Genomic DNA, 22,426 nt, shown 5'->3' with positions numbered 1-22,426 from the left:
TTGGGTTGCATCCTCAAGGTCAGGCTGATCGGGTTATTTTTTTATTCACCCCATTGTAGGAGCGAGCTTGCTCGCGATGACGGATGGACTGTCGGCATCGATGTCGACCGTGGTATCGCTATCGCGAGCAAGCTCGCTCCTACAGGGGCCGTTTATGATTTAGAACGCGTCGCCGGGCACACGTACCCAGCCTTCCATCAAGACCCGCGCGCTACGGCTCATGATGGCCTTGGTCACGCTCCATTCGCCGTTGTCCTGCACAGCTTCGGCGCCGACGCGCAGGGTCCCCGACGGGTGGCCGAAACGCACCGCGCTGCGCTCTCCGCCGCCGGCCGCCAGGTTGACCAGGGTCCCGGGGATCGCCGCCGCCGTGCCAATGGCCACCGCGGCGGTGCCCATCATCGCGTGGTGCAGCTTGCCCATGGACAGCGCGCGCACCAGCAGATCGACATCCGCGGCCTGCACCGCCTTGCCACTGGAAGCCTGGTAGCCCGCGGGCGGCGCGACAAAGGCGACCTTGGGCGTGTGCTGACGCTTGGCCGCTTCATCCAGATTCTGGATCAGCCCCATGCGCAGCGCGCCGTGGGCGCGAATGGTCTCGAACATCGCCAACGCCTTGGGGTCGCCGTTGATATCGCCCTGCAGCTCGGTACCGCTGTAGCCGATGTCGCGGGCGTTGATGAAAATCGTCGGGATCCCGGCATTGATCATGGTGGCCTGGAAAGTCCCGACGCCCGGCACCTCCAGGTCGTCCACCAGGTTGCCGGTGGGGAACATCGAACCGCCGGCGCCCTCTTCCTCGGCCGCCGGGTCAAGGAACTCCAACTGCACTTCGGCCGCCGGGAAAGTCACCCCGTCCAGCTCGAAATCGCCGGTTTCCTGGACCGCGCCGTTGGTGATCGGCACATGGGCGATGATGGTCTTGCCGATATTGGCCTGCCAGATGCGCACCACCGCCACGCCGTTCTGCGGAATGCGCTCGGCATCCACCAGGCCGCTGCTGATGGCGAAGGAACCGACCGCCGCCGACAGGTTGCCGCAGTTGCCGCTCCAGTCGACGAAAGGCTTGTCGATGGACACCTGGCCGAACAGGTAATCCACGTCGTGGCCGGGCTTGATGCTTTTCGACAGGATCACCGTCTTGCTGGTGCTGGACGTGGCGCCGCCCATGCCGTCGATCTGCTTGTCGTACGGGTCGGGGCTGCCGATCACCCGCAACAGCAACGCATCGCGGGCCGCGCCCGGCAGCTGCGCCGCCTCGGGCAGGTCCTGCAGGCTGAAGAACACACCCTTGCTGGTGCCGCCCCGCATATAGGTGGCGGGAATCTTGATTTGCGCTACGAAAGCCATGGATTTCGGTCCTGATAAAGACCGAGGGCGGCGCCTTGCGGCCCGCCCCCGGTACGTCACTTAACTGGCGACAGCCGATTCGAGGAAGTCCTGGGTAAAGCGCTGCAACACGCCACCCGCTTCGTAGATCGACACCTCTTCGGCGGTGTCGAGCCGGCAGGTCACCGGCACCTCGACCCGTTCGCCGTTCTTGCGCTGGATCACCAGGGTCAGCGTGGCACGCGGCTTGCGCTCGCCCACCACGTCGAAGGTTTCGGTGCCGTCGATGCCCAGGGTCTTGCGGTCGGTGCCTGACTTGAACTCCAACGGCAGCACGCCCATGCCCACCAGGTTGGTGCGATGGATGCGCTCGAAGCCTTCGGCGGCGATGGCTTCTACCCCGGCCAGGCGCACGCCCTTGGCCGCCCAGTCACGGGACGAGCCTTGGCCGTAGTCGGCGCCGGCGATGATGATCAGCGGCTGCTTGCGCTGCATATAGGTCTCGATGGCTTCCCACATCCGGGTGACCTGGCCTTCCGGCTCGATCCGCGCCAACGAACCCTGCTTGACCTTGCCGCCTTCCTGGACCATTTCGTTGAACAGTTTCGGGTTGGCGAAGGTCGCGCGTTGCGCGGTCAGGTGGTCGCCCCGGTGGGTCGCGTAAGAGTTGAAGTCCTCTTCCGGCAGGCCCATTTTCGCCAGGTACTCGCCGGCCGCGCTGTCGAGCATGATGGCGTTGGACGGCGACAGGTGATCGGTGGTGATGTTGTCCGGCAGCACCGCCAGCGGGCGCATGCCGGTCAGGCTGCGCGCCCCGGCCAGGGCGCCTTCCCAGTACGGCGGACGGCGGATGTAGGTGCTCATCTCACGCCAGTCGTACAACGGCTCGACCTTGGGCCCGGTGTCTTCGTGAATGGCGAACATCGGGATGTACACCTTGCGGAACTGCTCGGGTTTCACCGATGCCTTGACCACCGCATCGATCTCTTCGTCGCTCGGCCAGATGTCCTTGAGGCGGATTTCCTTGCCGTTGGCGTCCAGGCCCAGCACGTCCTTCTCGATGTCAAAGCGAATGGTCCCGGCAATCGCATAGGCCACCACCAGCGGCGGCGACGCGAGGAACGCCTGCTTGGCATAGGGATGGATACGCCCGTCGAAGTTGCGGTTGCCCGACAGCACCGCGGTGGCATACAGGTCGCGGTCGATGATTTCTTTCTGGATCACCGGGTCCAGCGCGCCGGACATGCCGTTGCAGGTGGTGCAGGCGAAGGCCACGACGCCAAAGCCCAATTGCTCCAGCTCGTGGGTCAGGCCGGCTTCGTCCAGGTACATGGCCACTGTCTTGGAACCCGGTGCCAGCGACGACTTGACCCAGGGTTTGCGGGTCAGGCCGAGCTTGTTGGCGTTGCGCGCCAGCAGGCCGGCGGCGATCACGTTGCGCGGGTTGCTGGTGTTGGTGCAGCTGGTGATGGCCGCGATGATCACCGCGCCATCGGGCATTTGTCCCGGCACCTCTTCCCACTGGCCGGCAATGCCCTTGGCCGCCAGGTCGCTGGTCGCCACCCGGGCGTGGGGGTTGCTCGGGCCCGCCATGTTGCGCACCACCGAGGACAGGTCGAACTGCAAGCCGCGCTCGTACTGCGCGTTCTTCAGGCTGTCGGCCCACAGGCCGGCCTGTTTGGCATAGGTCTCGACCAGTTGTACTTGCTCGTCTTCACGACCAGTGAGCTTGAGGTAGTCGATGGTCTGCTGGTCGATGTAGAACATCGCCGCGGTGGCGCCGTATTCCGGGGCCATGTTGGAGATGGTCGCGCGGTCGCCCAGGGTCAGCGCCGCGGCGCCCTCGCCGAAGAACTCCAGGTAGGCGCCCACTACCTTCTGCTTGCGCAGGAATTCGGTCAGCGCCAGCACCATATCGGTGGCGGTGATGCCCGGTTGCAGCTTGCCGGTCAGCTCGACGCCGACGATTTCCGGCAGGCGCATCCAGGACGCCCGGCCGAGCATCACGCTTTCGGCTTCCAGGCCGCCGACGCCGATGGCGATCACGCCCAGGGCATCCACGTGCGGGGTGTGGCTGTCGGTGCCAACGCAGGTATCGGGGAAGGCCACGCCATCGCGCGCCTGGATCACCGGGGACATTTTCTCCAGGTTGATCTGGTGCATGATGCCGTTGCCCGGCGGGATCACGTCGACGTTCTTGAAGGCCTTCTTGGTCCAGTTGATGAAGTGGAAACGGTCTTCGTTGCGCCGGTCTTCCACGGCGCGGTTCTTGGCGAACGCATCCGGGTCGAAGCCGCCGCACTCCACCGCCAGCGAGTGGTCGACGATCAACTGGGTCGGCACCACCGGGTTGACCTGGGCCGGGTCGCCGCCCTGGTCGGCGATGGCGTCACGCAAGCCGGCCAGGTCCACCAGGGCGGTCTGGCCAAGAATGTCGTGGCACACCACGCGGGCCGGAAACCACGGGAAGTCGAGGTCGCGCTTGCGCTCGATCAGTTGCTTCAGGGAAGCGGTCAGGGTCGCCGGATCGCAACGCCGCACCAGGTTTTCCGCGAGCACGCGCGAGGTGTACGGCAGGCTGTCGTAGGCGCCGGGCTGGATCGCCTCGACAGCCGCGCGGGTGTCGAAGTAGTCCAGTCGGGTACCGGGTAACGGTTTACGAAATTCAGTGTTCATCGTCAGGACTCGGTCACGGTGATTGCAAAAGGTGGGGCTGGCACCGGCACTGAACCGCCCTCTGTAGGAGCGAAGCTTGCTCGCGATAGCGGTGTAACGGTCGACATAGATGTTGAATGTCATTCCGTCTTCGCGAGCAAGCTTCGCTCCTACAGGGCTTTGGGTTCAGCCAGTGACAGGGCCACCGGTCAGCGACGTTCGATTGGCACGAACTTGCGCTGTTCAACGCCGACGTACTCGGCGCTTGGACGGATGATGCGGTTGTTGGCGCGCTGTTCGAACACATGGGCGGCCCAGCCGGTCAGGCGCGAGCAGACGAAGATCGGGGTGAACAGCTTGGTCGGGATGCCCATGAAGTGGTACGCCGAGGCATGGTAGAAATCGGCGTTGGGGAACAGCTTCTTCTGCTCCCACATGGTCTTGTCGATGGCTTCGGAAACCGGGAACAACACCTTGTCGCCCACCTCAATGGCGAGCTTTTTCGACCAGCCCTTGATCACCTCGTTGCGCGGGTCGTTGTCTTTGTAGATCGCGTGGCCGAAGCCCATGATCTTGTCCTTGCGCTCGAGCATGCCGAGGGTGCCCTTGATCGCCTCTTCCGGCGAAGCAAAGCGCTCGATCATCTCCATCGCCGCCTCGTTGGCACCGCCGTGCAGCGGGCCGCGCAGCGAACCGATGGCCGCGGTGACGCAGGAGTACAAGTCCGACAGGGTCGAGGCACAGACTCGGGCAGTGAAGGTCGAGGCGTTGAATTCGTGCTCGGCGTAGAGGATCAGCGAGACGTTCATCACCTTGGTGTGCAGCTCGCTCGGTTTCTTGCCGTGCAGCAGGTGCAGGAAGTGGCTGCCGATGCACGGCTCGTCGGTCACGCAATCGATGCGTTTGCCGTCGTGGCTGAAGCGGTACCAGTAACACATGATCGCCGGGAACGCGGCCAGCAGGCGGTCGGTGACGTCACGTTGCCGGGAGAAGTCCTGTTCCGGCTCGATATTGCCGAGGAACGAACAACCGGTGCGCATCACATCCATCGGATGGGCGTCGGCCGGGATGCGTTCCAGCACTTCTTTCAGCGCCTGCGGCAGGTCGCGCAGCTTGCTCAGCTTCTGGGTGTAGGCGTCCAGTTGCGCCTGGGTCGGCAGCTCGCCGTACAGCAGCAGGTAGGCCACTTCCTCGAACTGCGCGTCGGCCGCCAGTTCGCGTACGTCGTAACCCCGGTAGGTCAGCCCGGCACCGGCCTGGCCCACGGTCGACAAGGCAGTCTGTCCGGCCACCTGGCCACGCAGGCCAGCGCCACTCAATACTTTTGCTTCGGCCATTGCTCTCTCCAATCTTGAATTTGTTAGGGAATCGGCAAATCGTCAAAACCAATACTGCTTTATGTAGCCGCTGCCGCAGGCTGCGACAGGACCGAAGGTCCTCCTGCGTCGAGAGGCGCGCCGCGGCCGTGCCGGCCGATCGCAGCCTGCGGCAGCGGCTACAGGTTTTGCATCAGTAGTCAAACCGCGTTCGGGTTCAGCTTTTCTTCTGGGCGAACAGCGCATCGAGCTTCTGCTCGAAGGTGTGGTAGTCGATGCGGTCGTACAGTTCCATGCGGGTCTGCATGGTGTCGATCACGTTCTGCTGGGTGCCATCGCGACGGATCGCGGTATAGACGTTTTCCGCCGCCTTGTTCATGGCGCGGAACGCCGACAGCGGGTACAGCACCAGGGAAACATCCACGGATTTCAGTTGTTCGGTGGTGTACAGCGGCGTGGCGCCGAACTCGGTGATGTTGGCCAGGATCGGCGCTTTCACCCGGCTGGCGAAGATCTTGTACATCTCCAGCTCAGTGATGGCTTCCGGGAACACCATGTCGGCGCCGGCCTCGATGCAGGCGGCGGCGCGATCCAGGGCCGACTCCAGCCCCTCCACCGCCAGGGCGTCGGTGCGGGCCATGATCACGAAGCTGTCGTCGGTGCGGGCATCCACCGCGGCCTTGATGCGGTCGACCATTTCCTGCTGGGAAACGATCTCCTTGTTCGGCCGGTGGCCGCAGCGCTTGGCGCCGACCTGGTCCTCGATATGAATCGCCGCCGCGCCGAACTTGATCATCGACTTGACGGTGCGCGCCACGTTGAACGCCGACGAACCGAAACCGGTGTCCACGTCCACCAGCAACGGCAGGTCGCAGACGTCGGTGATGCGGCGCACGTCGGTCAGCACGTCGTCCAGCCCGGTGATGCCCAGGTCCGGTACGCCGAGGGAGCCGGCCGCCACCCCGCCTCCGGACAGGTAGATCGCCTTGAACCCGGCTCGCTTGGCCAGCAGCGCATGGTTGGCATTGATGGCGCCGACCACCTGCAACGGTCGTTCGCTGGCGACCGCATCGCGAAAGCGCTGGCCTGGAGTGCTCTTGTTGTTGGAACTCATGACTCACCTCGTGGAGTGGCTGTCTGCGGGGCGCCGTCCTGGTAATGACGGGCAATGTTGCGTTTGGAAGCACCGATGTGACGGCGCATCAACAACTCGGCCAGTTCGCCGTCGCGATCGGCAATGGCATCGAGAATCCGGTGGTGCTCGGCGAACGCCTGGTGCGGGCGGTTGGGCGTGGCGGAAAACTGGATGCGGTACATGCGCACCAGCTGGTACAGCTCGCCACAGAGCATCTGCGTGAGGGTGCGGTTGCCCGCGCCCTGGATGATCCGGTAATGGAAGTCGAAATCGCCTTCCTGCTGGTAGTAGCCGAGCCCGGCCTGGAACGCCGCGTCGCGCTCGTGGGTATCGAGGACCCGGCGCAGCTCGTCGATTTCCTCGTTGGTCATGCGCTCGGCGGCCAGGCGGCAGGCCATGCCTTCCAGGGATTCGCGGATTTCATAGAGTTCGATCAGTTCGGCATGGCTCAGGGACACCACCCGCGCCCCGACATGGGGCACCCGCACCAGCAGGCGCTGGCCTTCCAGACGGTGGATCGCCTCGCGCAAGGGGCCACGGCTGATGCCGTAGGTGCGCGCCAGTTCCGGCTCGGAAATCTTGCTGCCCGGGGCGATCTCGCCCTTGACGATGGCCGCCTGAATGCGTCTGAAGACGTTTTCGGACAAGGTTTCCGAATCGTCCTGCATCACGGCGGGGGGATCGAGCTGATCCAGCATATTGTCGACACCTTGAAAATCAATGCGACAAAAATTAGCTAATACAGCTCAAACAGTCAAAGGAAAAATAGATATTGTCGACAATCGTCTAATAACCCTTTACACCAAACCGGCACAAAAGCCCCCGCCCCGCCGCTGGCGCCATAAAACCAGCATGCTAGAATGCCGCCCGCATTTGCCTGTCACATTAATAAGGCAGCACACGAGGGAGCTTGCGCAGCAATGCCAGTCGCCTTGAACTGAAGAACCCATGCAACGCACCAGGATCTATGAGACTCAAGGCCTTCTCCATACTGTTCTGCCTGCTCGGCCTGCCGGGCCTGAGTGCCGCCGCCGGCAAGACCGTTTACGGTCTGAATGAATACGCCAGACTGTCCGGGATCGACCTGGAAGTCGCCGCCAAGCTCGACACCGGCGCCAAGACCGCCTCCCTCAGCGCCCGCGATATCAAGCGCTTCAAGCGCAATGGCGAGTCCTGGGTACGTTTTTACCTGGCCATCGACGCCGCCCATTCCCACCCCATCGAACGTCCGCTGGCCCGCGTCAGCAAGATCAAGCGCCGCGCCGGCGACTACGACCCCGATGAGGAAAACAACAAGAAGTACACCGCGCGCCCGGTCATCGAGCTGGATATCTGCATGGGCGGTGCCCTGCGCAGCATAGAAGTGAACTTGACCGACCGCAGTGCATTCCAATACCCGCTCTTGATCGGTTCCGAAGCGCTCAAACGCTTCGATGCACTGGTCGACCCCAGTCTTAAATACGCTGCTGGCAAACCTGCCTGCGCCACCGACGCTCATACCGCAGAGTAATTCCAATGCGCTCTCTTACCCTCCATCTGAAAATCCTGATCGCCATCCTGGTGGTGCTGGGCATTTCGATCACGGCCTATCAGATTTTCGTGCTCGGCATCCCGGTGACCGAAGACGCCACCGACGACCTGTGGAACATCGACGCCAAGGTCGAGTTCGTCGCCAACGCCAAGGACCCGATCAAGATCCAGATGTTCGTGCCGCCGTTGAGCCGCGACTATGTCAGCCTGAACGAGAGCTTCATCTCCAATAACTACGGGGTGGCGGTGAACCGCGTCGATGGCAACCGCAAGGTGACCTGGTCGGCCCGCCGCGCCAAGGGCAACCAGACCCTCTACTACCGCCTGGTGCTGACCAAGCGCTACACCGCGGAAAAAGCCAAGATCAAGGGCCCGACCTTCCGCGACAGCATCGCCGTCGAAGGCCCGGAAAAGATCGCCGCCGAAGCCCTGCTCGCGCCGATCCGCCAGCACTCGGCCGACGTCGAGACCTTCATCAGCGAAGCCATCAAGCGGGTCAACAACAGCAGCGACGACAACGCCAAGATGCTCCTGGCGGGCGATCCGTCGCCGGCGAACAAAGCCAAGATCGTCGACCTGCTGCTGTCCATCGCCCACGTGCCGATGGAAAAGGTCCACACCATTCGCCTGGTGGCCGACCAGCCGCAGGCCCCGGAACTGTGGCTGCGCAGCTTCAACGGTACCGACTGGCTGTACTTCAACCCGGAAACCGGCGAACAAGGCCTGCCCAGCGACCGCCTGTTGTGGTGGATCGGTGACGACAGCCTGATCACCGTCGATGGCGGCAAGAAAGCCACCGTCACCTTCAGCCTGAACAACAGCGAAATGAACGCCATTCGCCTGGCCAAGCTGACCGACGAGAACACCGACGCCAATTTCCTCGAATACTCGCTGTACGGCCTGCCGCTGCAGACCCAGCAGACCTTCATGATCATGGTGATGATCCCGATCGGCGTGCTGGTGATCCTGGTGCTGCGCAACCTGATCGGCCTGCAGACCCTGGGTACCTTCACCCCGGTGCTGATCGCCCTGGCCTTCCGCGAAACCCAGCTGGGCTTCGGTATCGTGCTGTTCACGGTGATCACCGCGCTCGGGCTGTCGCTCAGGTCCTACCTGGAACACCTGAAGCTGCAGATGCTGCCGCGGCTGTCGGTGGTGCTGACCTTCGTCGTGGTGCTGATCGCCGCCATCAGCCTGTTCAGCCACAAGCTCGGCCTGGAACGCGGCCTGTCGGTGGCCCTGTTCCCGATGGTGATCCTGACCATGACCATCGAACGCCTGTCGATCACCTGGGAAGAACGGGGCGCCGGCCATGCGATGAAAGTCGCCATCGGCACGCTGTTCGCCGCCTCCCTGGCGCACCTGATCATGAGCGTGCCGGAGCTGGTCTACTTCGTCTTCACCTTCCCGGCGATGCTGCTGATCCTGGTGGGCTTCATGCTGGCGATGGGTCGCTACCGCGGCTACCGCCTGACCGAGCTGATCCGTTTCAAAGCCTTCGTCAAGGCTGATTCATAATGTTCGGCCTGTGGAAGACCTGGAAGGCCCTGGAAGCCCGGGGCATCATGGGGATCAATCGGCGTAATGCGGACTACGTGCTCAAGTACAACAAGCGCAGCCTGTACCCGATCGTCGACGACAAGATCATCACCAAGGAACGCGCGATCAAGGCCGGCATCCATGTGCCGGAACTGTACGGCGTGATCTCCACCGAGAAGGAAATCGACAAGCTCGACGAGATCATCGGCGGGCGCAACGACTTCGTGATCAAGCCGGCGCAAGGCGCCGGCGGCGACGGCATCATCGTGATCGCCGACCGTTTCGAGGGTCGCTACCGCACGGTATCGGGCAAGATCATCAGTCATGAAGAAATCGAGCACCACATCTCCAGCATCCTCACCGGCCTCTATTCCCTGGGCGGCCACCGTGACCGGGCGCTGATCGAATACCGGGTGACCCCGGACCAGATCTTCAAGAGCATCAGCTACGAAGGCGTACCGGACATCCGCATCATCGTGCTCATGGGCTACCCGGTGATGGCCATGCTGCGCCTGCCGACCCGCCAGTCCGGCGGCAAGGCCAACCTGCACCAGGGCGCCATCGGCGTCGGGGTCGACCTGGCTACCGGCCTGACCCTGCGCGGCACCTGGCTGAACAACATCATCGCCAAGCACCCGGACACCACCAACGCGGTGGACGGCGTGCAACTGCCCTACTGGGACGGCTTCATGAAGCTGGCGGCCGGCTGTTACGAGCTGTGCGGCCTGGGCTACATCGGGGTCGACATGGTGCTGGACCAGGAAAAGGGCCCGTTGATCCTCGAGCTCAACGCCCGCCCCGGCCTGAACATCCAGATCGCCAACGACTGCGGCCTGACCCAGCGCACCCACGCGGTCGAAGCGCACCTGGCAGAACTGAAAGCCCGCGGCATCAGCGAAACCGTCGAGCAGCGCGTGCAGTTTGCCCAGGACCTGTTCGGCCATATCCCGGCGGTGGAAGGCTGAACCACAGCAACGGAAAACCCTGTAACCGCTGCCGCAGGCTGCGCCCGACCGCGAAGCGGGCGCCGCTTTCGACATCACCGAGGACCTTCGGTCCTTTCGCAGCCTTCGGCAGCGGCTACAGGGTATGCGGCGAGGCGGGCAATGCGTCGTAAACAGGGCAATCCCCGACATCCCCACTAGGAGCAAATCCCTGAGGGGACTACAATCGCCAGCCGCGCTCCTCCGATGGCTGATCCGCCCCGCATGTCGACCTGCTCCGTACACCCGCTGCCCTATCGCACCAACCCCGCCGAGTATTTCGCGGCGATCCGCCATGCCCCTGGCGCCGTCCTGCTCGACAGCGGCTGGCCCAGTGCCGAACGCGGCCGCTATGACCTGCTCAGCGCCTGGCCACGGACGCAGTTGGCCGTCCTCAAGGACGAAAGCGGCGAAGATTTCCTGCAACGCCTGCGACTCAACCTGGATCAATTGGGCCAGGCAGCGATCCCGGCGCCTTACCAGTTGCCTTTCGCCGGCGGACTGATCGGCTACCTGAGCTACGACTTCGGACGCCATCTGGAACGCCTGCCCAGCCAGGCCCTGGATGACCTGCAACTGCCCGATGCGCGCTTCGGCCTCTACAACTGGGCGCTGATCAGCGACCATCAGCAGTGCACCAGCCAACTGGTGTTCCACCCCGCGCTTGCCGCCAGCGAACGCCAGCGCCTGATCGCCCTGTTCGGCCAGGCGCCGGCCAGCGCCAACGACAGCTTCAAGCTCAGCGGGCCGATGCTGCCTGACCTCAGCGCCGCGCAGTACCAACAGGCGTTCGAGCGCATCCAGGCGTACATCCAGGCCGGCGACTGCTATCAGGTCAACTTCGCCCAGCGCTTTCGCGCGCCCTGCGCTGGCGATCCGTGGGTTGCCTACTGCGCGCTGCGGGCGGCCTGCCCGACGCCTTTTTCCGGGTTCCAGAGCCTGCCGGAAGGTGGCGCGGTGCTGAGCCTGTCGCCGGAGCGCTTCGTGCGGATCAGTGAGCGACAGGTGGAAACCCGGCCGATCAAGGGCACCCGCCCGCGCGGCCAGGATGCCGCCGAAGACGCGGTGAACGCCGCCGAGCTGCTGGCCAGCCCCAAGGACCGCGCGGAAAACCTGATGATCGTCGACCTGCTGCGCAACGACCTGGGCCGCACCTGCCGCATCGGCTCGGTGCGGGTACCGGAGCTGTTCAGCCTGGAGAGTTACCCCAACGTGCACCACCTGGTGAGCAGCGTCACCGGCGAACTGGCGGACGACAAGGACGCCCTGGACCTGATCGCCGGCAGCTTCCCCGGCGGCTCGATCACCGGCGCACCGAAGATTCGCGCGATGCAGATCATCGACGAGCTGGAACCGACCCGGCGCGGGCTGTATTGCGGTTCGTTGCTGTACCTGGACGTGCGTGGCGAGATGGACAGCTCGATCGCCATCCGCAGCCTGCTGGTCAAGGATGGGCAAATCTGCTGCTGGGGCGGTGGCGGGATTGTCGCGGACTCGGACTGGCAGGCCGAGTATCAGGAGTCCATCACCAAGGTGAAGGTGCTGCTGGAGACCTTGCAGAGCCTTTAAAAGCATCGCGGGCAAGTCGGATCGCCGTCCGGGTCGATGTCGTTCACCGCAATGTGGTACGACGCAGACCTGTAGGAGCGAGGCTTGCCCGCGATGGCTGCGCCGCGAACCTACAGGCTCAACTCACGGTTCGACGCCTTGAGGAACTCCTGCTTCAGCTCGGCAAAGCAGTGCACCGCCGGGAATTGCGGGAACTCGCGAATCACGTTGTCCGGGGCATGGAACAGAATGCCGGCATCGGCCTCGCCGAGCATGCTGGTGTCGTTGTACGAATCCCCCGCCGCGATCACCCGGTAATACAGGCTCTTGAAGGCCAGCACCGACTGGCGCTTGGGGTCTTTCTGGCGCAGCTGGTAACCGGTCACCCGGCCGCTGTCGTCGGTGACCAGGCGGTGGCACAGCAGCGTGGGAAAGCCCAGCTGGCGCATCAGCGGCTGGGAAAACTCATAGAAGGTGTCGGACAGAATCACCACCTGGAAACGCTCGCGCAGCCAGTCGACGAACTCGATGGCACCGTCCAGCGGCTTGAGGGTGGCGATCACCTCCTGAATGTCCGACAGCTTCAGGCCGTGCTCGTCGAGAATCCGCAGGCGCTGCTTCATCAACACATCGTAATCGGGGATATCCCGGGTGGTCGCCTTGAGGGATTCAATCCCGGTTTTTTCGGCAAAGGCGATCCAGATTTCCGGGACCAGTACACCTTCCAGGTCGAGACAGGCAATTTCCACAGGACACTCCCATTTGTATTGGTTATTCGAGCGAGCAAAAGGACTGCCGAACTCTAGCGATTCGACCTGGCCCACGCAACGCGAGGAGCGCGCCAGCCGGGGGCGGATTTTGTTACCATCGCCAGTATCTAGAGCGCTCAGCGCCACCGACCTGTAGGAAACCGCCCTGATGAGCCCATCGTTCAATGTCGCTGAACTCGCCGCGACCTATGCCCAAAAATCCGCCCAGGACATTCTCAAACTGGCATTCGCCGAGTTCGGTGATGACCTGTGGATCTCTTTCAGTGGTGCCGAGGATGTGGTGCTGGTGGACATGGCCTGGAAGCTGAACAAGAACGTCAAGGTGTTCAGCCTCGACACCGGGCGCCTGCACCCGGAAACCTACCGCTTCATCGAGCAGGTACGCGAGCACTACAAGATCGACATCGAAGTGGTTTCGCCGGACCACGCCAAGCTCGAGCCCTTCGTCAAGGAGAAAGGCCTGTTCAGCTTCTACAAGGATGGCCACGGCGAGTGCTGCGGCATCCGCAAGATCGAGCCGCTGCGCCGCAAGCTGTCCACCGTCAGCGCCTGGGCCACCGGCCAGCGCCGCGACCAGAGCCCGGGTACCCGCAGCCAGGTGGCGGTACTGGAGATCGACAGCGCCTTCTCCACCCCGGAACGCACCCTGTACAAGTTCAACCCGCTGGCGCAGATGACCAGCGAAGAGATCTGGGGGTACATCCGCATGCTCGAGCTGCCGTACAACAGCCTGCACGAACGCGGCTTCATCAGCATCGGCTGCGAGCCTTGCACCCGCCCTGTGCTGCCGAACCAGCATGAGCGCGAAGGCCGCTGGTGGTGGGAAGAAGCCACGCAGAAGGAATGTGGCCTGCACGCCGGCAATATCATCAGCAAGGGCTAAAGCCCCAATTCCTCTTTCTTCTGTAGGAGCGAAGCTTGCTCGCGAGACGGTGTATCTGACACACCGCTTCGCGAGCAAGCTTCGCTCCTACAGAAACCCCTCCTCCCGGTAAAAATCTTGTACACATAAGTGTCACCACGGGTGCCATTTTTGTGTGCACTTTATGCCTCTACGCCCCAAAAAGTTACACCCTCCTCCCTGGGCCATTCTCCACCGCGCTCCCCCCCTACCCCCTCGAAAAATAAATACCTGTTCGAACGGTCAATTTATAACTTCGTAATTTCAGTCATTTAGAAATTATTAAGAACAAAGCGAAATTATCGGTCGCTTGCTTAGATTGGGATCTGGCACGGAAGTGGCTTAAGTCGTTTCGTATCTTGTATACAACTTAAATAAAAAATACATACACTTTATATCCGCAAGCCGGGTTCCCGAATCCGCCTGCAGATGCCCAGAACCCAGTGATTCCCGGACTGCGCCGAAGACTGCCGAGCCTTGCGCTCAAGCACAGTCAGCGCGGATTCGCGATCAGGAGCCTGCCGGAATGCGTACCAGTCCTTCCAATAACATCGCACTGGATTTGCCCTCCTCCCATACCCACGCCAACCTCGACCCCAGCATCGCCCACGACACCGCTTCGCCGGTCGACCTCAGCCCGCGCCTGCACAACCGCGACCTGGCGCCGACCAAGGTCGAAGGCCGGCGCTGGGGTGGCTACAGCATCTTTGCCCTGTGGACCAATGACGTGCACAACATCGCCAATTACTCCTTCGCCATCGGCCTGTACGCCCTGGGCCTGGGCGGCTGGCAGATCCTCCTGTCCCTGGGGATCGGCGCGGCGCTGGTGTACTTCTTCATGAACCTGTCCGGCTACATGGGCCAGAAGACCGGCGTGCCCTTCCCGGTGATCAGCCGTATCAGCTTCGGCATCCATGGCGCGCAGATTCCGGCGCTGATCCGCGCGGTGATCGCCATCGCCTGGTTCGGTATCCAGACCTACCTGGCCTCGGTGGTGTTCCGGGTATTGCTCACGGCCATCCACCCCGGCTTCGCCGACTACGACCACAACTCGATCCTCGGCCTGTCGAGCCTGGGCTGGGTGTGTTTCGTGGCGATCTGGCTGGTGCAGTTGGCGATCCTCGCCTACGGCATGGAAATGGTCCGGCGCTATGAGGCCTTTGCCGGCCCGGTGATCCTGGTGACCGTTGCCGCCCTCGCCGCCTGGATGTACACCCAGGCCAACGCCAGCATCGCCTGGTCGATCCATGAGCCGCTGAGCGGTGGCGAGATGTGGCGCCAGATCTTCGCCGGCGGTGCGCTGTGGCTGGCGATCTACGGCACACTGGTGCTCAACTTCTGCGACTTCGCCCGCTCCTCGCCGTGCCGCCGGACCATCAAGATTGGCAATTTCTGGGGGCTGCCGGTGAACATCCTGGTGTTCGCAGCCATCACCGTATTGCTCTGCGGCGCGCAGTTCCAGATCAACGGCAAGATCATCGAAAGCCCGACCGAAATCATCGCCTCGATCCCCAACACCTTCTTTCTGGTGCTCGGTTGCCTGGCATTCCTGATCGTCACCGTGGCGGTGAACATCATGGCCAACTTCGTCGCCCCGGCCTTCGTGCTCAGCAACCTGGCGCCGAAATACCTGACCTTCCGCCGCGCCGGGCTGATCAGCGCGACCCTCGCGGTGCTGATCCTGCCGTGGAACCTCTACAACAGCCCGCTGGTGATCGTGTACTTCCTGTCCGGGCTCGGTGCCCTGCTGGGGCCGCTGTACGGGGTGATCATGGTCGACTACTGGCTGCTGCGCAAAGGCCGGATCAACGTGCCCGAGCTGTACAGCGAGCACCCGCAAGGCGCGTATTTCTACAGCCATGGGGTCAACCTGCGGGCGGTGGCGGCATTCGTTCCCTCGGCGCTGATCGCCATCGTCCTGGCCCTGGTGCCGGGGTTTGCCAGCGTCTCGCCCTTCTCCTGGCTGATCGGCGCCGGCATTGCCGGCCTGCTGTACCTGATCGTCGCCAAACGCCAGCCCTACTATGCGGATGTCAGCGGTGAATCCATCGCCGTCGATAACGTCAGCCACTAACCTTGAACGGCCCGTCTGCGGCGGGCCCCGAATGCCTCAACGATAAGGACAGCCCATGCGAATTCTCGTGGTCAACGTCAACACCACCGACTCCATCACCCAAGCCATCGCCCGCCAGGCCCAGGCCGTGGCCGCGCCCGGCACCGAAATCATCGGCCTGACCCCACACTTCGGCGCCGACTCCATCGAAGGCAACTTCGAAAGCTACCTGGCCGCCATCGCCGTCATGGACCGCGTGTTGTCCTACGACCAGCCCTACGACGCGGTGATCCAGGCCGGTTATGGCGAGCACGGCCGCGAAGGCCTGCAGGAGCTGCTCAACGTGCCGGTGGTGGACATCACTGACGCCGGCGCCAGCACCGCGATGTTCCTCGGCCACGCCTATTCGGTGGTGACGACCCTGGATCGCACCGTGCCGCTGATCGAGGACCGCCTGAAACTCTCCGGCCTGTACGACCGTTGCGCCTCGGTTCGGGCCAGCGGGCTGGCGGTGCTGGAGCTGGAAGAGGACCCGGCGCGCGCCGTGGAAGCCATCGTGCGCCAGGCCGAACTGGCGGTCAGTGAAGACAAGGCCGAGGTGATCTGCCTGGGCTGTGGCGGCATGGCCGGCCTGGACGAACAGATCCGCCAGCGCACCGGCGTGCCGGTGGTGGACGGCGTGACCGCAGCGGTGACCATCGCCGAATCCCTGGTGCGGCTGGGGCTGTCCACCTCCAAGGTGCGCACCTACGCCACGCCACGGCCAAAAACCATCATCGGCTGGCCAGGGCGCTTCGGGCGCTGAGCCTTCGCTTGTCGCGAGCAAGCCCGCCTCTATTAGGGAAGCGGGTTTGCGCGCCTCTTCAAACCGCGCTGAAGCGTTGCTCCAGGCCCTGCTCGGCGAACTGCTCGATCACGAAGTCGACGAAGGCCCGGGTCTTGCCCGGCAACAGTTTGTGCTCGGCGTAGTAGATCGAGATGTTGCCGTCGTCGACGTACCAGTCCGGCAATACCCGCACCAGGGTGCCGGCGCTCAAGTAACCGACGGCGAACGGCATGCTCACCAGGGCCACCCCCAGGCCCTGGGCGGCAGCGGCGCAGGCCGCTTCCGAATCGCTCATGGTCATCCGCGCCTTCAGGTTCAGCGGGCTTTGCTGCCGGGTGCGGCTGGTCAGGGCCCAGGAGCGCACCCGCCCGGTCTGTGGCGAGCGGATCAGGATGCCTTCGCAATATTGCAAGTCCTCGGGCTGCTCGACCGCCGCACAGCGCGCCAGATAGTCCGGCGAGGCCACCAGGATGCGGTGAGCCGGGGTCAGCCGTCGCGCCACCACCCCCTGGGGCAGCTCAAAGCCGCCGCCGATCGCCGCGTCGAAACCCTGGCCGATCAGGTCCACCTGACGGTTATCGAAATGCCAGTCCGGGCTGATCTCTGGGAAACGCCGCAGGAATTCGCCGAGCATGGGCACGATGTACAGCCGTCCGAACACCGTGCCCATGCTGACTTTCAGGGTGCCCGCCGGGCGCCCTTCGGCGCTGGCCAGGTTGGCCACAGCGTTCTGGATGGTGTACAGGCTGGCGCTGACCTCGCCAAGAAACAGTTTGCCGGCCTCGGTCAGGGTCAGGCTGCGGGTGCTGCGCTGAAACAGCCGGACCCCGAGCCGGGCCTCGAGCTTGGCCACGCTTTTACCCACCGCGGCGGGGGTCAGGCTCAAGCGTCGCGCGGCTTCGGCAAAGCTGCCGACTTCGGCGCTGCGCACAAAGCATTCGATGCTGCTGAAGGTTTCCATGGCGCCTCACTACAAACTTCTGGTTTACACAGACTAGAGCGATTCCTATCTACACAGCACCTAATCCGAAGTCGATACTCGACTCCAACCACAAGGCAGCCCGCCTTGGACTTTTTTGGAGAACGACATGACCACTCAATCCCTCAGCGGCAAAGTAGCCCTGGTTCAAGGCGGTTCCCGCGGCATTGGCGCGGCCATCGTGCAACGCCTGGCGGCCGAAGGCGCCGCTGTCGCCTTCACCTATGTCAGCTCCACCGCCAAGGCCGAAGCCTTGCAGGACAGCATCACCGCCGCTGGCGGCAAGGCCCTGGCGATCCTCGCCGACAGCGCCGATGCCGCGGCCATCCGCCAGGCGGTCGAGAGCACGGTCGAAACCTTTGGTCGCCTGGACATCCTGGTCAACAACGCCGGCGTCCTGGCCATTGGCCCGCTGGAAGACTTCAAGCTGGAAGACTTCGACCGGACCCTGGCCATCAACATCCGCAGCGTGTTCGTCGCCACCCAGGAAGCGGCCCGGCATATGGGCGAAGGCTCGCGCATCATCAACATCGGCAGCACCAACGCCGAGCGCATGCCCTTTGCCGGCGGCGGCACCTATGCCATGAGCAAGTCGGCCCTGGTCGGCCTGACCAAAGGCCTGTCCCGCGACCTCGGCCCACGGGGCATCACCATCAACAATGTGCAACCCGGCCCGGTCGACACCGACATGAACCCGGCCCACGGCGATTTCGCCGAAAGCCTGATCCCGCTGATGGCCATCGGGCGCTATGGCCACGCGGAAGAAATCGCCAGCTTCGTGGCTTACCTGGCAGGCCCGGAAGCGGGTTACATCACCGGCGCCAGTCTGACGATCGACGGTGGCTTCAGCGCCTGATTCCTGCGCCCATGAAAAACGCCGGGCCACCCTCATCAGGTGGCCCGGCGTTTTTGTAGCCGCTGCCGCAGGCTGCGATCGACTCCACAGAAGGCGCCGCACTTGAGACCGCTGAAGCTCTGGCGGGCTTATCGCAGCCTGCGGCAGCGGCTACAGGTTCAGCTCCATTGCAGCAGCGGCAAACCACAGGCCGCCGGCTGGAACCCCTTCAGCGAACGCAGAATGGCATCGGCATGGGCGTACTTGGCGTCCGCCATCGCCGGATCGGGAATGGCGATCGCGGTCATTCCCGCCGCCTTCGCCGCGGTGACACCGAAAGGCGAATCCTCGAACACCAGGCAATCCTCGGGGGCAACGCCCAGGCGCCGCGCGGCGGTCAGGAAGATATCCGGCGCCGGCTTGGCCGCGCCCACTTCCGGGTCGTCGGCGGTGACTATGGTGTCGAACAGCGCGAACCAGTCGCCGTGCAAGGTGGTTTTCTGAGCGAAAGACTGGCGCGAAGAACTGGTGCCCACGGCAATCGGCACATTATTGGCCTTGAGGTGCTGCACCAGTTCCTGCGCGCCCGGCATCGCCAGCGCCCGGGGAAAGCGTTCGCGCATCAGTGGCTCGCGAATCACCAGGAACTCCTCGGGAGTGATCGGCAGGTCCAGGGCTTGCACCACATAGCGGGCCAGGTCCGCGGCGCCACGGCCAATGATGTTCTGCTTGATCGTCCAATCAAAGGTGCGGCCATAACGATCGGCGATCAGCTGGGTCACCTCGGTGTAGATGCCTTCGGTGTCCAAAAGCAAACCGTCCATATCGAAAATCACGGCCTTGATCGGGCCCACATCATTCAACTGTGCATTCATCGCATCTGATCCGTTAACAAAAAACATCCCGGGGAGCGGCTCAGGTACGGCCAGTTTCTTGCCCGATTAAAGGGTTCAGCAGCATAGCCGCGGCAGATGACGGGGAGCAACCGCGGGTCAGCATGCAGGCAGACAAAAGCCCGGACAGGCCGGGCTCGCAGGTCTCGACATCATGAGTGAACAAAGCACGCTAGCGTCCCGCCCGTCCGCTACCGCCTCCTGGCCCCCCGGTGCCACCGCCCGCGGTGCCGGTTCCACCACCGGCACCGCCACCACCCATGATGGAACCATTGACGCCAGTGGAGCCCATGCCGCCGCCCTGGCCGGAAGAGCCGCGCGACTTGTCGACCCGCGAACGGCTGTCCATGACACCTACACCATTCCCGCCCAGGGCTCCTGGCCGCAGCATGAGCTCGTTGCCGGAACCGCCCTCGAACGACCGCAGCGAAGGATTGGCCGGGGCCCGTCCGTCAGCGGACTCTGCCAGGCTGGAGAAACAGAAAATCGACACCAGGGCGACCAACACCAGGCTCAGCAGTTTTGCGCGGCTCACGACGCGCCTCCCGGAGCGGTGCGCCGCTTGCCCCTGGCCGCCTTGCGCTGCGGCTCGGGTCGAGACAGCTCCTGCTCGGCGTTGGCATCCGGGAGGATCTGCTCGGGGCTCAGCGCATCCGTGGGGGAAGGCAGCGGATATTCGGGCGTGTCATCCCGGTCGATAGGTTTCGGATCATGCTTCATAGGCACCTCACACCGGCCATGCCGGCGTGCTGGAAGCAGACTTCACGGGCCCTTTTCCTCCGACTCGTCTGCCTCATCGTCATCGCTCAGCGGGACCAGGGCGTCATCCATCAGCGAGCCTGGGTCTTCATTGCCCGGATCGTTGACCAGGGGCACGCCCGAGGAGTCGTCTTCTTTCTTGCCAGCAGTTTCCGGAGTCATGGCAAACCTCGTCGACACAATGTGTCCATCATTGAATTCGAGGGGCTGGAGCGATATTCGTTCCCATAAAAAAGCCCGGCACAAGGCCGGGCTTTTTTACGCACTGCTGCAGAATCAATCGTGCTTGTGTTTATTCTTGTGCTTTTTGCCGCCGCCGGAGTGATGGCCATCGTCACCCATGCTGCTGCCCAAAGCGCCACCGGCCGCGCCGCCCAGGCCTGCGCCGATGGTCGAGCCAGTGCTGCCGCCCAGCTTGTTGCCGATCACCGAGCCACCGGCCGAACCCAGCCCGCCACCAATGGCCGCCTCGGTACGGCTGCCTTTACGGGCACCGACCGCGCTGCCGGCAGCGCCGCCAAGACCCGCACCCACCGCGGCGCCCGTGCTGCCGCCAATCTGTTGTCCCACCACATTGCCCAGCGCGCCACCCAAACCGCCGCCGACTGCAGCAGTGCCATCACCGGCGGCCATCGCACCTTGAGCAGCCAGAAGCCCCAAAACCAGAGCAGGCAGTGTTAAACGCATGATGTAAACCTCAAAAAAGATGCTGGAGAGTCATTCTATAGCGGTGTCTGACTAAAGCTGAGCGGCGACAGCAGAACGCTGTGATCCTTTTAGTCACAGTGTTGGACCGTTTTTGCGTAAAGAGTTTTCAACCAGGCAAAAAAAAGCCCGCTGGGGAGACGGGCTAATAGGATTTGCTTTAACGGATGAATCGAGCCTACGCAGTCGTTTGTGAATAAATTGTGAAAACCCCGCTACCCTGTGCAACGGATAAGACGAAAGGTCCAACTTCATTCAAATCAATCGCGGCGGCCCATTGTTCAGGTAACAAAAACCCCGCCCGGAAGCGGGGTTGTTCGGTATGTATGAAGGCTACCTTCTCTTAGGAAGCGCCGCTTTCGGGAAAAACTTTGTCTGGGTCACCCTGGGTAATGCACTGGCCCTGGTCTTGCCTACCGACGCCTTGGCCGGTGGCTCACTGTCAAACGCTGCCTGACCGCAGCGCACCAGGTTGTTGATTGGGAACTCATCCCCGTTGTCCTCGATATAAGGATCGCTCATCTCCCTGCTCCCTCCAACAACCGGTCGATACCGGCAAGCACCTGACTGCCTAGAAAATATCGACCGTCACGGCGTTTCAGACTAGCCGGTCATTTAAGGACTTGTAGTTCACAAGAGAAAAGACCGACGAATGGCCCAAGCTGGAGTTCTTCGTCCAAGGGTGTGGATCGTCGCTTAAAAAGAAGCTGATGGCTTGCATCAGCTCCTTTTTTCCGGCTGCATTTCGCCTAGACCTTACGAGCGTAGTTGCTGGCTCCGAACCAGTCGACCACCACCACGGTTTCATCCCCCACCACCCAGGCGTCATGCCCCTTAGGCAGGGAGGTGATATCACCCGGCCCGGCGATGATTTCGGTGCCGTCATCCATCAGGATCGCCAGCCTGCCGGCCACGTGATACTGAAAGTGCGGTGCCTGGCAACTCGGTGTCTGCGCCAGCGGTTTAATGTCGTTCGACCAGCGCCAGCCCGGCTTGAACGTGAAGCGTCCCACTTCACACTGACCGATCTTCAGGATCTCTGCCTTGCCATTGGAAAACTCGCGGGTCTCATCCGGTTCGGAGAAGGATTTATGCTCGGTGACCTGTTCGTGCGTGGACATGATGGTGTTCTCGATTGAGTAGCTGCAAAGCCTGCCGACGCCGGCAACATCACCCCACGCCCGCAGACAACCAGCATCGCCCCACTCGATGCGCATGACCATTCTAGACCTGAAAGCGTGGAGCGCCTGCGACAAACGCTAAACGTAAGGTTGCCCGCCAAACCCCCGAGGCAGACGCTGCAACCCGGCCATGGCCGTCAGCCGCTGGGTCCAGGCTGCACGCCAGTCGCTTGCCGCGTGCTCTGCCTTGGCTTTGCGCGCCGCTCGACGTGCCGCATTGCGCTGATTCTTACGAGCATCCTTGAACACCTCGGTGTTGCGGCAACTGCGGCATTTGACCCGCGCCGGCTCGGTGCTGGATATGAGATTGGAACCCTTATGGCCGCAGGCCAGATGCCCGGCGACCTTGAAGTGAATGACCATTGCGCGTCTCCTCGTAGCCAGTACGGGGCACAGAAAACCCCACGCTGATGCCCGCCTGATATCGGCGGAAAACCTCACCTTCAAGGTGACCTGACCGCCAGGCTTCGCAGGGGTAACAAAGCCAAA

At 63.0% G+C, this 22,426-nt stretch carries 23 protein-coding genes; 8 read left to right on the top strand and 15 right to left on the bottom strand.

Annotation, left to right across the window (positions count from 1 at the left end):
* Window positions 1–159: 159 nt before the first annotated feature.
* The 5 genes from prpF to PMI20_RS12825 form a co-directional block, all read right to left on the bottom strand.
* Complete coding sequence (gene prpF / locus PMI20_RS12845; RefSeq protein WP_007927498.1) at window positions 160–1,350, bottom strand: 2-methylaconitate cis-trans isomerase PrpF; 1,191 nt, start codon at window positions 1,348–1,350, stop codon at window positions 160–162.
* Window positions 1,351–1,410: 60 nt separating this feature from the next.
* Entirely contained in the window at window positions 1,411–4,005 is a 2,595-nt protein-coding gene (gene acnD, locus PMI20_RS12840; RefSeq protein ID WP_037035022.1) for a Fe/S-dependent 2-methylisocitrate dehydratase AcnD, read from the bottom strand.
* Between the two features lie 188 nt (window positions 4,006–4,193).
* On the bottom strand, window positions 4,194–5,321 hold the full coding sequence (prpC, locus tag PMI20_RS12835) for a bifunctional 2-methylcitrate synthase/citrate synthase (RefSeq protein ID WP_007927495.1): 1,128 nt from the start codon (window positions 5,319–5,321) through the stop codon (window positions 4,194–4,196).
* 196 nt (window positions 5,322–5,517) lie between these two features.
* Window positions 5,518–6,414: a methylisocitrate lyase gene (gene prpB / locus PMI20_RS12830; protein ID WP_007930643.1), complete on the bottom strand. Its 897-nt coding sequence runs from the start codon at window positions 6,412–6,414 to the stop codon at window positions 5,518–5,520.
* Window positions 6,411–7,133, bottom strand: coding sequence for a GntR family transcriptional regulator (locus PMI20_RS12825; RefSeq protein WP_007930641.1), 723 nt, complete (start codon window positions 7,131–7,133; stop codon window positions 6,411–6,413). The genes prpB and PMI20_RS12825 overlap by 4 nt, the downstream gene beginning before the upstream one ends.
* A gap of 269 nt (window positions 7,134–7,402) precedes the next feature.
* On the opposite strand from PMI20_RS12825, the gene rloA reads away from it, so the two are divergent.
* The 4 genes from rloA to pabB all read left to right on the top strand — a co-directional run bounded on the left by rloA (window position 7,403) and on the right by pabB (window position 12,056).
* Complete coding sequence (rloA, locus tag PMI20_RS12820; protein ID WP_007930640.1) at window positions 7,403–7,945, top strand: retropepsin-like aspartic peptidase RloA; 543 nt, start codon at window positions 7,403–7,405, stop codon at window positions 7,943–7,945.
* 5 nt (window positions 7,946–7,950) lie between these two features.
* Window positions 7,951–9,483, top strand: coding sequence for an osmotic stress tolerance membrane protein RloB (rloB, locus tag PMI20_RS12815; protein WP_007930639.1), 1,533 nt, complete (start codon window positions 7,951–7,953; stop codon window positions 9,481–9,483).
* A complete protein-coding gene (locus PMI20_RS12810) occupies window positions 9,483–10,469 on the top strand; it encodes an alpha-L-glutamate ligase-like protein (protein ID WP_007930638.1) in 987 nt (328 codons plus the stop codon). Before rloB ends, PMI20_RS12810 begins: the two co-directional genes overlap by 1 nt.
* 243 nt (window positions 10,470–10,712) lie before the next feature.
* Window positions 10,713–12,056, top strand: coding sequence for an aminodeoxychorismate synthase component I (gene pabB, locus PMI20_RS12805; protein WP_037035693.1), 1,344 nt, complete (start codon window positions 10,713–10,715; stop codon window positions 12,054–12,056).
* A 110-nt stretch (window positions 12,057–12,166) separates the two neighbouring features.
* Here the strand turns inward: pabB and thrH are convergent, their stop codons facing one another.
* Window positions 12,167–12,784 carry a bifunctional phosphoserine phosphatase/homoserine phosphotransferase ThrH gene (gene thrH, locus PMI20_RS12800; protein WP_007930636.1) on the bottom strand — a complete coding sequence of 206 codons (618 nt, stop codon included), beginning with the start codon at window positions 12,782–12,784 and terminating at the stop codon, window positions 12,167–12,169.
* 169 nt (window positions 12,785–12,953) lie between these two features.
* Between thrH and PMI20_RS12795 the strand changes: the two genes are divergently transcribed.
* The 3 genes from PMI20_RS12795 to PMI20_RS12785 all read left to right on the top strand — a co-directional run bounded on the left by PMI20_RS12795 (window position 12,954) and on the right by PMI20_RS12785 (window position 16,564).
* The gene (locus PMI20_RS12795; RefSeq protein WP_007930635.1) at window positions 12,954–13,688 is read left to right on the top strand and encodes a phosphoadenylyl-sulfate reductase; all 735 of its coding nucleotides are present in this window, start codon (window positions 12,954–12,956) and stop codon (window positions 13,686–13,688) included.
* A 544-nt stretch (window positions 13,689–14,232) separates the two neighbouring features.
* On the top strand, window positions 14,233–15,780 hold the full coding sequence (locus tag PMI20_RS12790; protein WP_007930634.1) for an NCS1 family nucleobase:cation symporter-1: 1,548 nt from the start codon (window positions 14,233–14,235) through the stop codon (window positions 15,778–15,780).
* A 55-nt stretch (window positions 15,781–15,835) separates the two neighbouring features.
* Window positions 15,836–16,564, top strand: coding sequence for an aspartate/glutamate racemase family protein (locus PMI20_RS12785; protein WP_007930633.1), 729 nt, complete (start codon window positions 15,836–15,838; stop codon window positions 16,562–16,564).
* A gap of 58 nt (window positions 16,565–16,622) precedes the next feature.
* Here the strand turns inward: PMI20_RS12785 and PMI20_RS12780 are convergent, their stop codons facing one another.
* Window positions 16,623–17,546: a LysR family transcriptional regulator gene (locus PMI20_RS12780; RefSeq protein WP_007930632.1), complete on the bottom strand. Its 924-nt coding sequence runs from the start codon at window positions 17,544–17,546 to the stop codon at window positions 16,623–16,625.
* Window positions 17,547–17,673: 127 nt separating this feature from the next.
* Here PMI20_RS12780 and PMI20_RS12775 point away from each other — a divergent pair, with 127 nt between their 5' ends.
* Window positions 17,674–18,420, top strand: a complete 747-nt coding sequence (locus PMI20_RS12775; RefSeq protein ID WP_007930631.1) for a 3-oxoacyl-ACP reductase family protein — start codon at window positions 17,674–17,676, stop codon at window positions 18,418–18,420.
* A gap of 158 nt (window positions 18,421–18,578) precedes the next feature.
* On the opposite strand, the gene PMI20_RS12770 is transcribed toward PMI20_RS12775, so the two are convergent.
* The 8 genes from PMI20_RS12770 to PMI20_RS12735 all read right to left on the bottom strand — a co-directional run bounded on the left by PMI20_RS12770 (window position 18,579) and on the right by PMI20_RS12735 (window position 22,300).
* Window positions 18,579–19,274, bottom strand: coding sequence for an HAD-IA family hydrolase (locus tag PMI20_RS12770; protein WP_007923013.1), 696 nt, complete (start codon window positions 19,272–19,274; stop codon window positions 18,579–18,581).
* Between the two features lie 190 nt (window positions 19,275–19,464).
* Window positions 19,465–19,827 carry a hypothetical protein gene (locus tag PMI20_RS12765; RefSeq protein WP_007923004.1) on the bottom strand — a complete coding sequence of 121 codons (363 nt, stop codon included), beginning with the start codon at window positions 19,825–19,827 and terminating at the stop codon, window positions 19,465–19,467.
* Entirely contained in the window at window positions 19,824–20,012 is a 189-nt protein-coding gene (locus PMI20_RS12760; protein ID WP_007923002.1) for a hypothetical protein, read from the bottom strand. The genes PMI20_RS12765 and PMI20_RS12760 overlap by 4 nt, the downstream gene beginning before the upstream one ends.
* Before the next feature lie 42 nt (window positions 20,013–20,054).
* Window positions 20,055–20,213 (bottom strand): hypothetical protein, encoded by a 159-nt coding sequence (locus PMI20_RS12755; RefSeq protein WP_007923000.1) that lies wholly within the window; start codon window positions 20,211–20,213, stop codon window positions 20,055–20,057.
* Between the two features lie 114 nt (window positions 20,214–20,327).
* A complete protein-coding gene (locus PMI20_RS12750; RefSeq protein ID WP_007922998.1) occupies window positions 20,328–20,738 on the bottom strand; it encodes a hypothetical protein in 411 nt (136 codons plus the stop codon).
* A gap of 351 nt (window positions 20,739–21,089) precedes the next feature.
* The gene (locus PMI20_RS12745; RefSeq protein ID WP_007922997.1) at window positions 21,090–21,278 is read right to left on the bottom strand and encodes a hypothetical protein; all 189 of its coding nucleotides are present in this window, start codon (window positions 21,276–21,278) and stop codon (window positions 21,090–21,092) included.
* A 227-nt stretch (window positions 21,279–21,505) separates the two neighbouring features.
* Window positions 21,506–21,973 (bottom strand): cupin domain-containing protein, encoded by a 468-nt coding sequence (locus PMI20_RS12740; RefSeq protein ID WP_238543407.1) that lies wholly within the window; start codon window positions 21,971–21,973, stop codon window positions 21,506–21,508.
* Window positions 21,974–22,015: 42 nt separating this feature from the next.
* Window positions 22,016–22,300 carry a hypothetical protein gene (locus PMI20_RS12735; protein ID WP_007922992.1) on the bottom strand — a complete coding sequence of 95 codons (285 nt, stop codon included), beginning with the start codon at window positions 22,298–22,300 and terminating at the stop codon, window positions 22,016–22,018.
* Window positions 22,301–22,426 lie beyond the last annotated feature (126 nt).

The organism is Pseudomonas sp. GM17 (assembly GCF_000282175.2).
GTDB classification, from domain to species: Bacteria; Pseudomonadota; Gammaproteobacteria; order Pseudomonadales; family Pseudomonadaceae; genus Aquipseudomonas; species Aquipseudomonas chlororaphis.
Note: the sequence above shows the minus strand (reverse complement) of the source record. Positions and strands in the feature narration are given on the sequence as shown.

Coding starts and splice junctions, on each gene's coding strand:
- PMI20_RS12755 (WP_007923000.1), bottom strand. CDS start 20,213: ATGACTCCGGAAACTGCTGGCAAGAAAGAAGACGACTCCTCGGGCGTG.
- PMI20_RS12795 (WP_007930635.1), top strand. CDS start 12,954: ATGAGCCCATCGTTCAATGTCGCTGAACTCGCCGCGACCTATGCCCAA.
- prpF (WP_007927498.1), bottom strand. CDS start 1,350: ATGGCTTTCGTAGCGCAAATCAAGATTCCCGCCACCTATATGCGGGGC.
- PMI20_RS12735 (WP_007922992.1), bottom strand. CDS start 22,300: ATGGTCATTCACTTCAAGGTCGCCGGGCATCTGGCCTGCGGCCATAAG.
- PMI20_RS12750 (WP_007922998.1), bottom strand. CDS start 20,738: ATGCGTTTAACACTGCCTGCTCTGGTTTTGGGGCTTCTGGCTGCTCAA.
- acnD (WP_037035022.1), bottom strand. CDS start 4,005: ATGAACACTGAATTTCGTAAACCGTTACCCGGTACCCGACTGGACTAC.
- PMI20_RS12785 (WP_007930633.1), top strand. CDS start 15,836: ATGCGAATTCTCGTGGTCAACGTCAACACCACCGACTCCATCACCCAA.
- PMI20_RS12780 (WP_007930632.1), bottom strand. CDS start 17,546: ATGGAAACCTTCAGCAGCATCGAATGCTTTGTGCGCAGCGCCGAAGTC.
- PMI20_RS12790 (WP_007930634.1), top strand. CDS start 14,233: ATGCGTACCAGTCCTTCCAATAACATCGCACTGGATTTGCCCTCCTCC.
- PMI20_RS12770 (WP_007923013.1), bottom strand. CDS start 19,274: ATGAATGCACAGTTGAATGATGTGGGCCCGATCAAGGCCGTGATTTTC.
- PMI20_RS12775 (WP_007930631.1), top strand. CDS start 17,674: ATGACCACTCAATCCCTCAGCGGCAAAGTAGCCCTGGTTCAAGGCGGT.
- PMI20_RS12740 (WP_238543407.1), bottom strand. CDS start 21,973: ATGCGCATCGAGTGGGGCGATGCTGGTTGTCTGCGGGCGTGGGGTGAT.
- PMI20_RS12810 (WP_007930638.1), top strand. CDS start 9,483: ATGTTCGGCCTGTGGAAGACCTGGAAGGCCCTGGAAGCCCGGGGCATC.
- PMI20_RS12825 (WP_007930641.1), bottom strand. CDS start 7,133: ATGCTGGATCAGCTCGATCCCCCCGCCGTGATGCAGGACGATTCGGAA.
- rloB (WP_007930639.1), top strand. CDS start 7,951: ATGCGCTCTCTTACCCTCCATCTGAAAATCCTGATCGCCATCCTGGTG.
- prpB (WP_007930643.1), bottom strand. CDS start 6,414: ATGAGTTCCAACAACAAGAGCACTCCAGGCCAGCGCTTTCGCGATGCG.
- rloA (WP_007930640.1), top strand. CDS start 7,403: ATGAGACTCAAGGCCTTCTCCATACTGTTCTGCCTGCTCGGCCTGCCG.
- PMI20_RS12760 (WP_007923002.1), bottom strand. CDS start 20,012: ATGAAGCATGATCCGAAACCTATCGACCGGGATGACACGCCCGAATAT.
- PMI20_RS12745 (WP_007922997.1), bottom strand. CDS start 21,278: ATGAGCGATCCTTATATCGAGGACAACGGGGATGAGTTCCCAATCAAC.
- pabB (WP_037035693.1), top strand. CDS start 10,713: ATGTCGACCTGCTCCGTACACCCGCTGCCCTATCGCACCAACCCCGCC.
- prpC (WP_007927495.1), bottom strand. CDS start 5,321: ATGGCCGAAGCAAAAGTATTGAGTGGCGCTGGCCTGCGTGGCCAGGTG.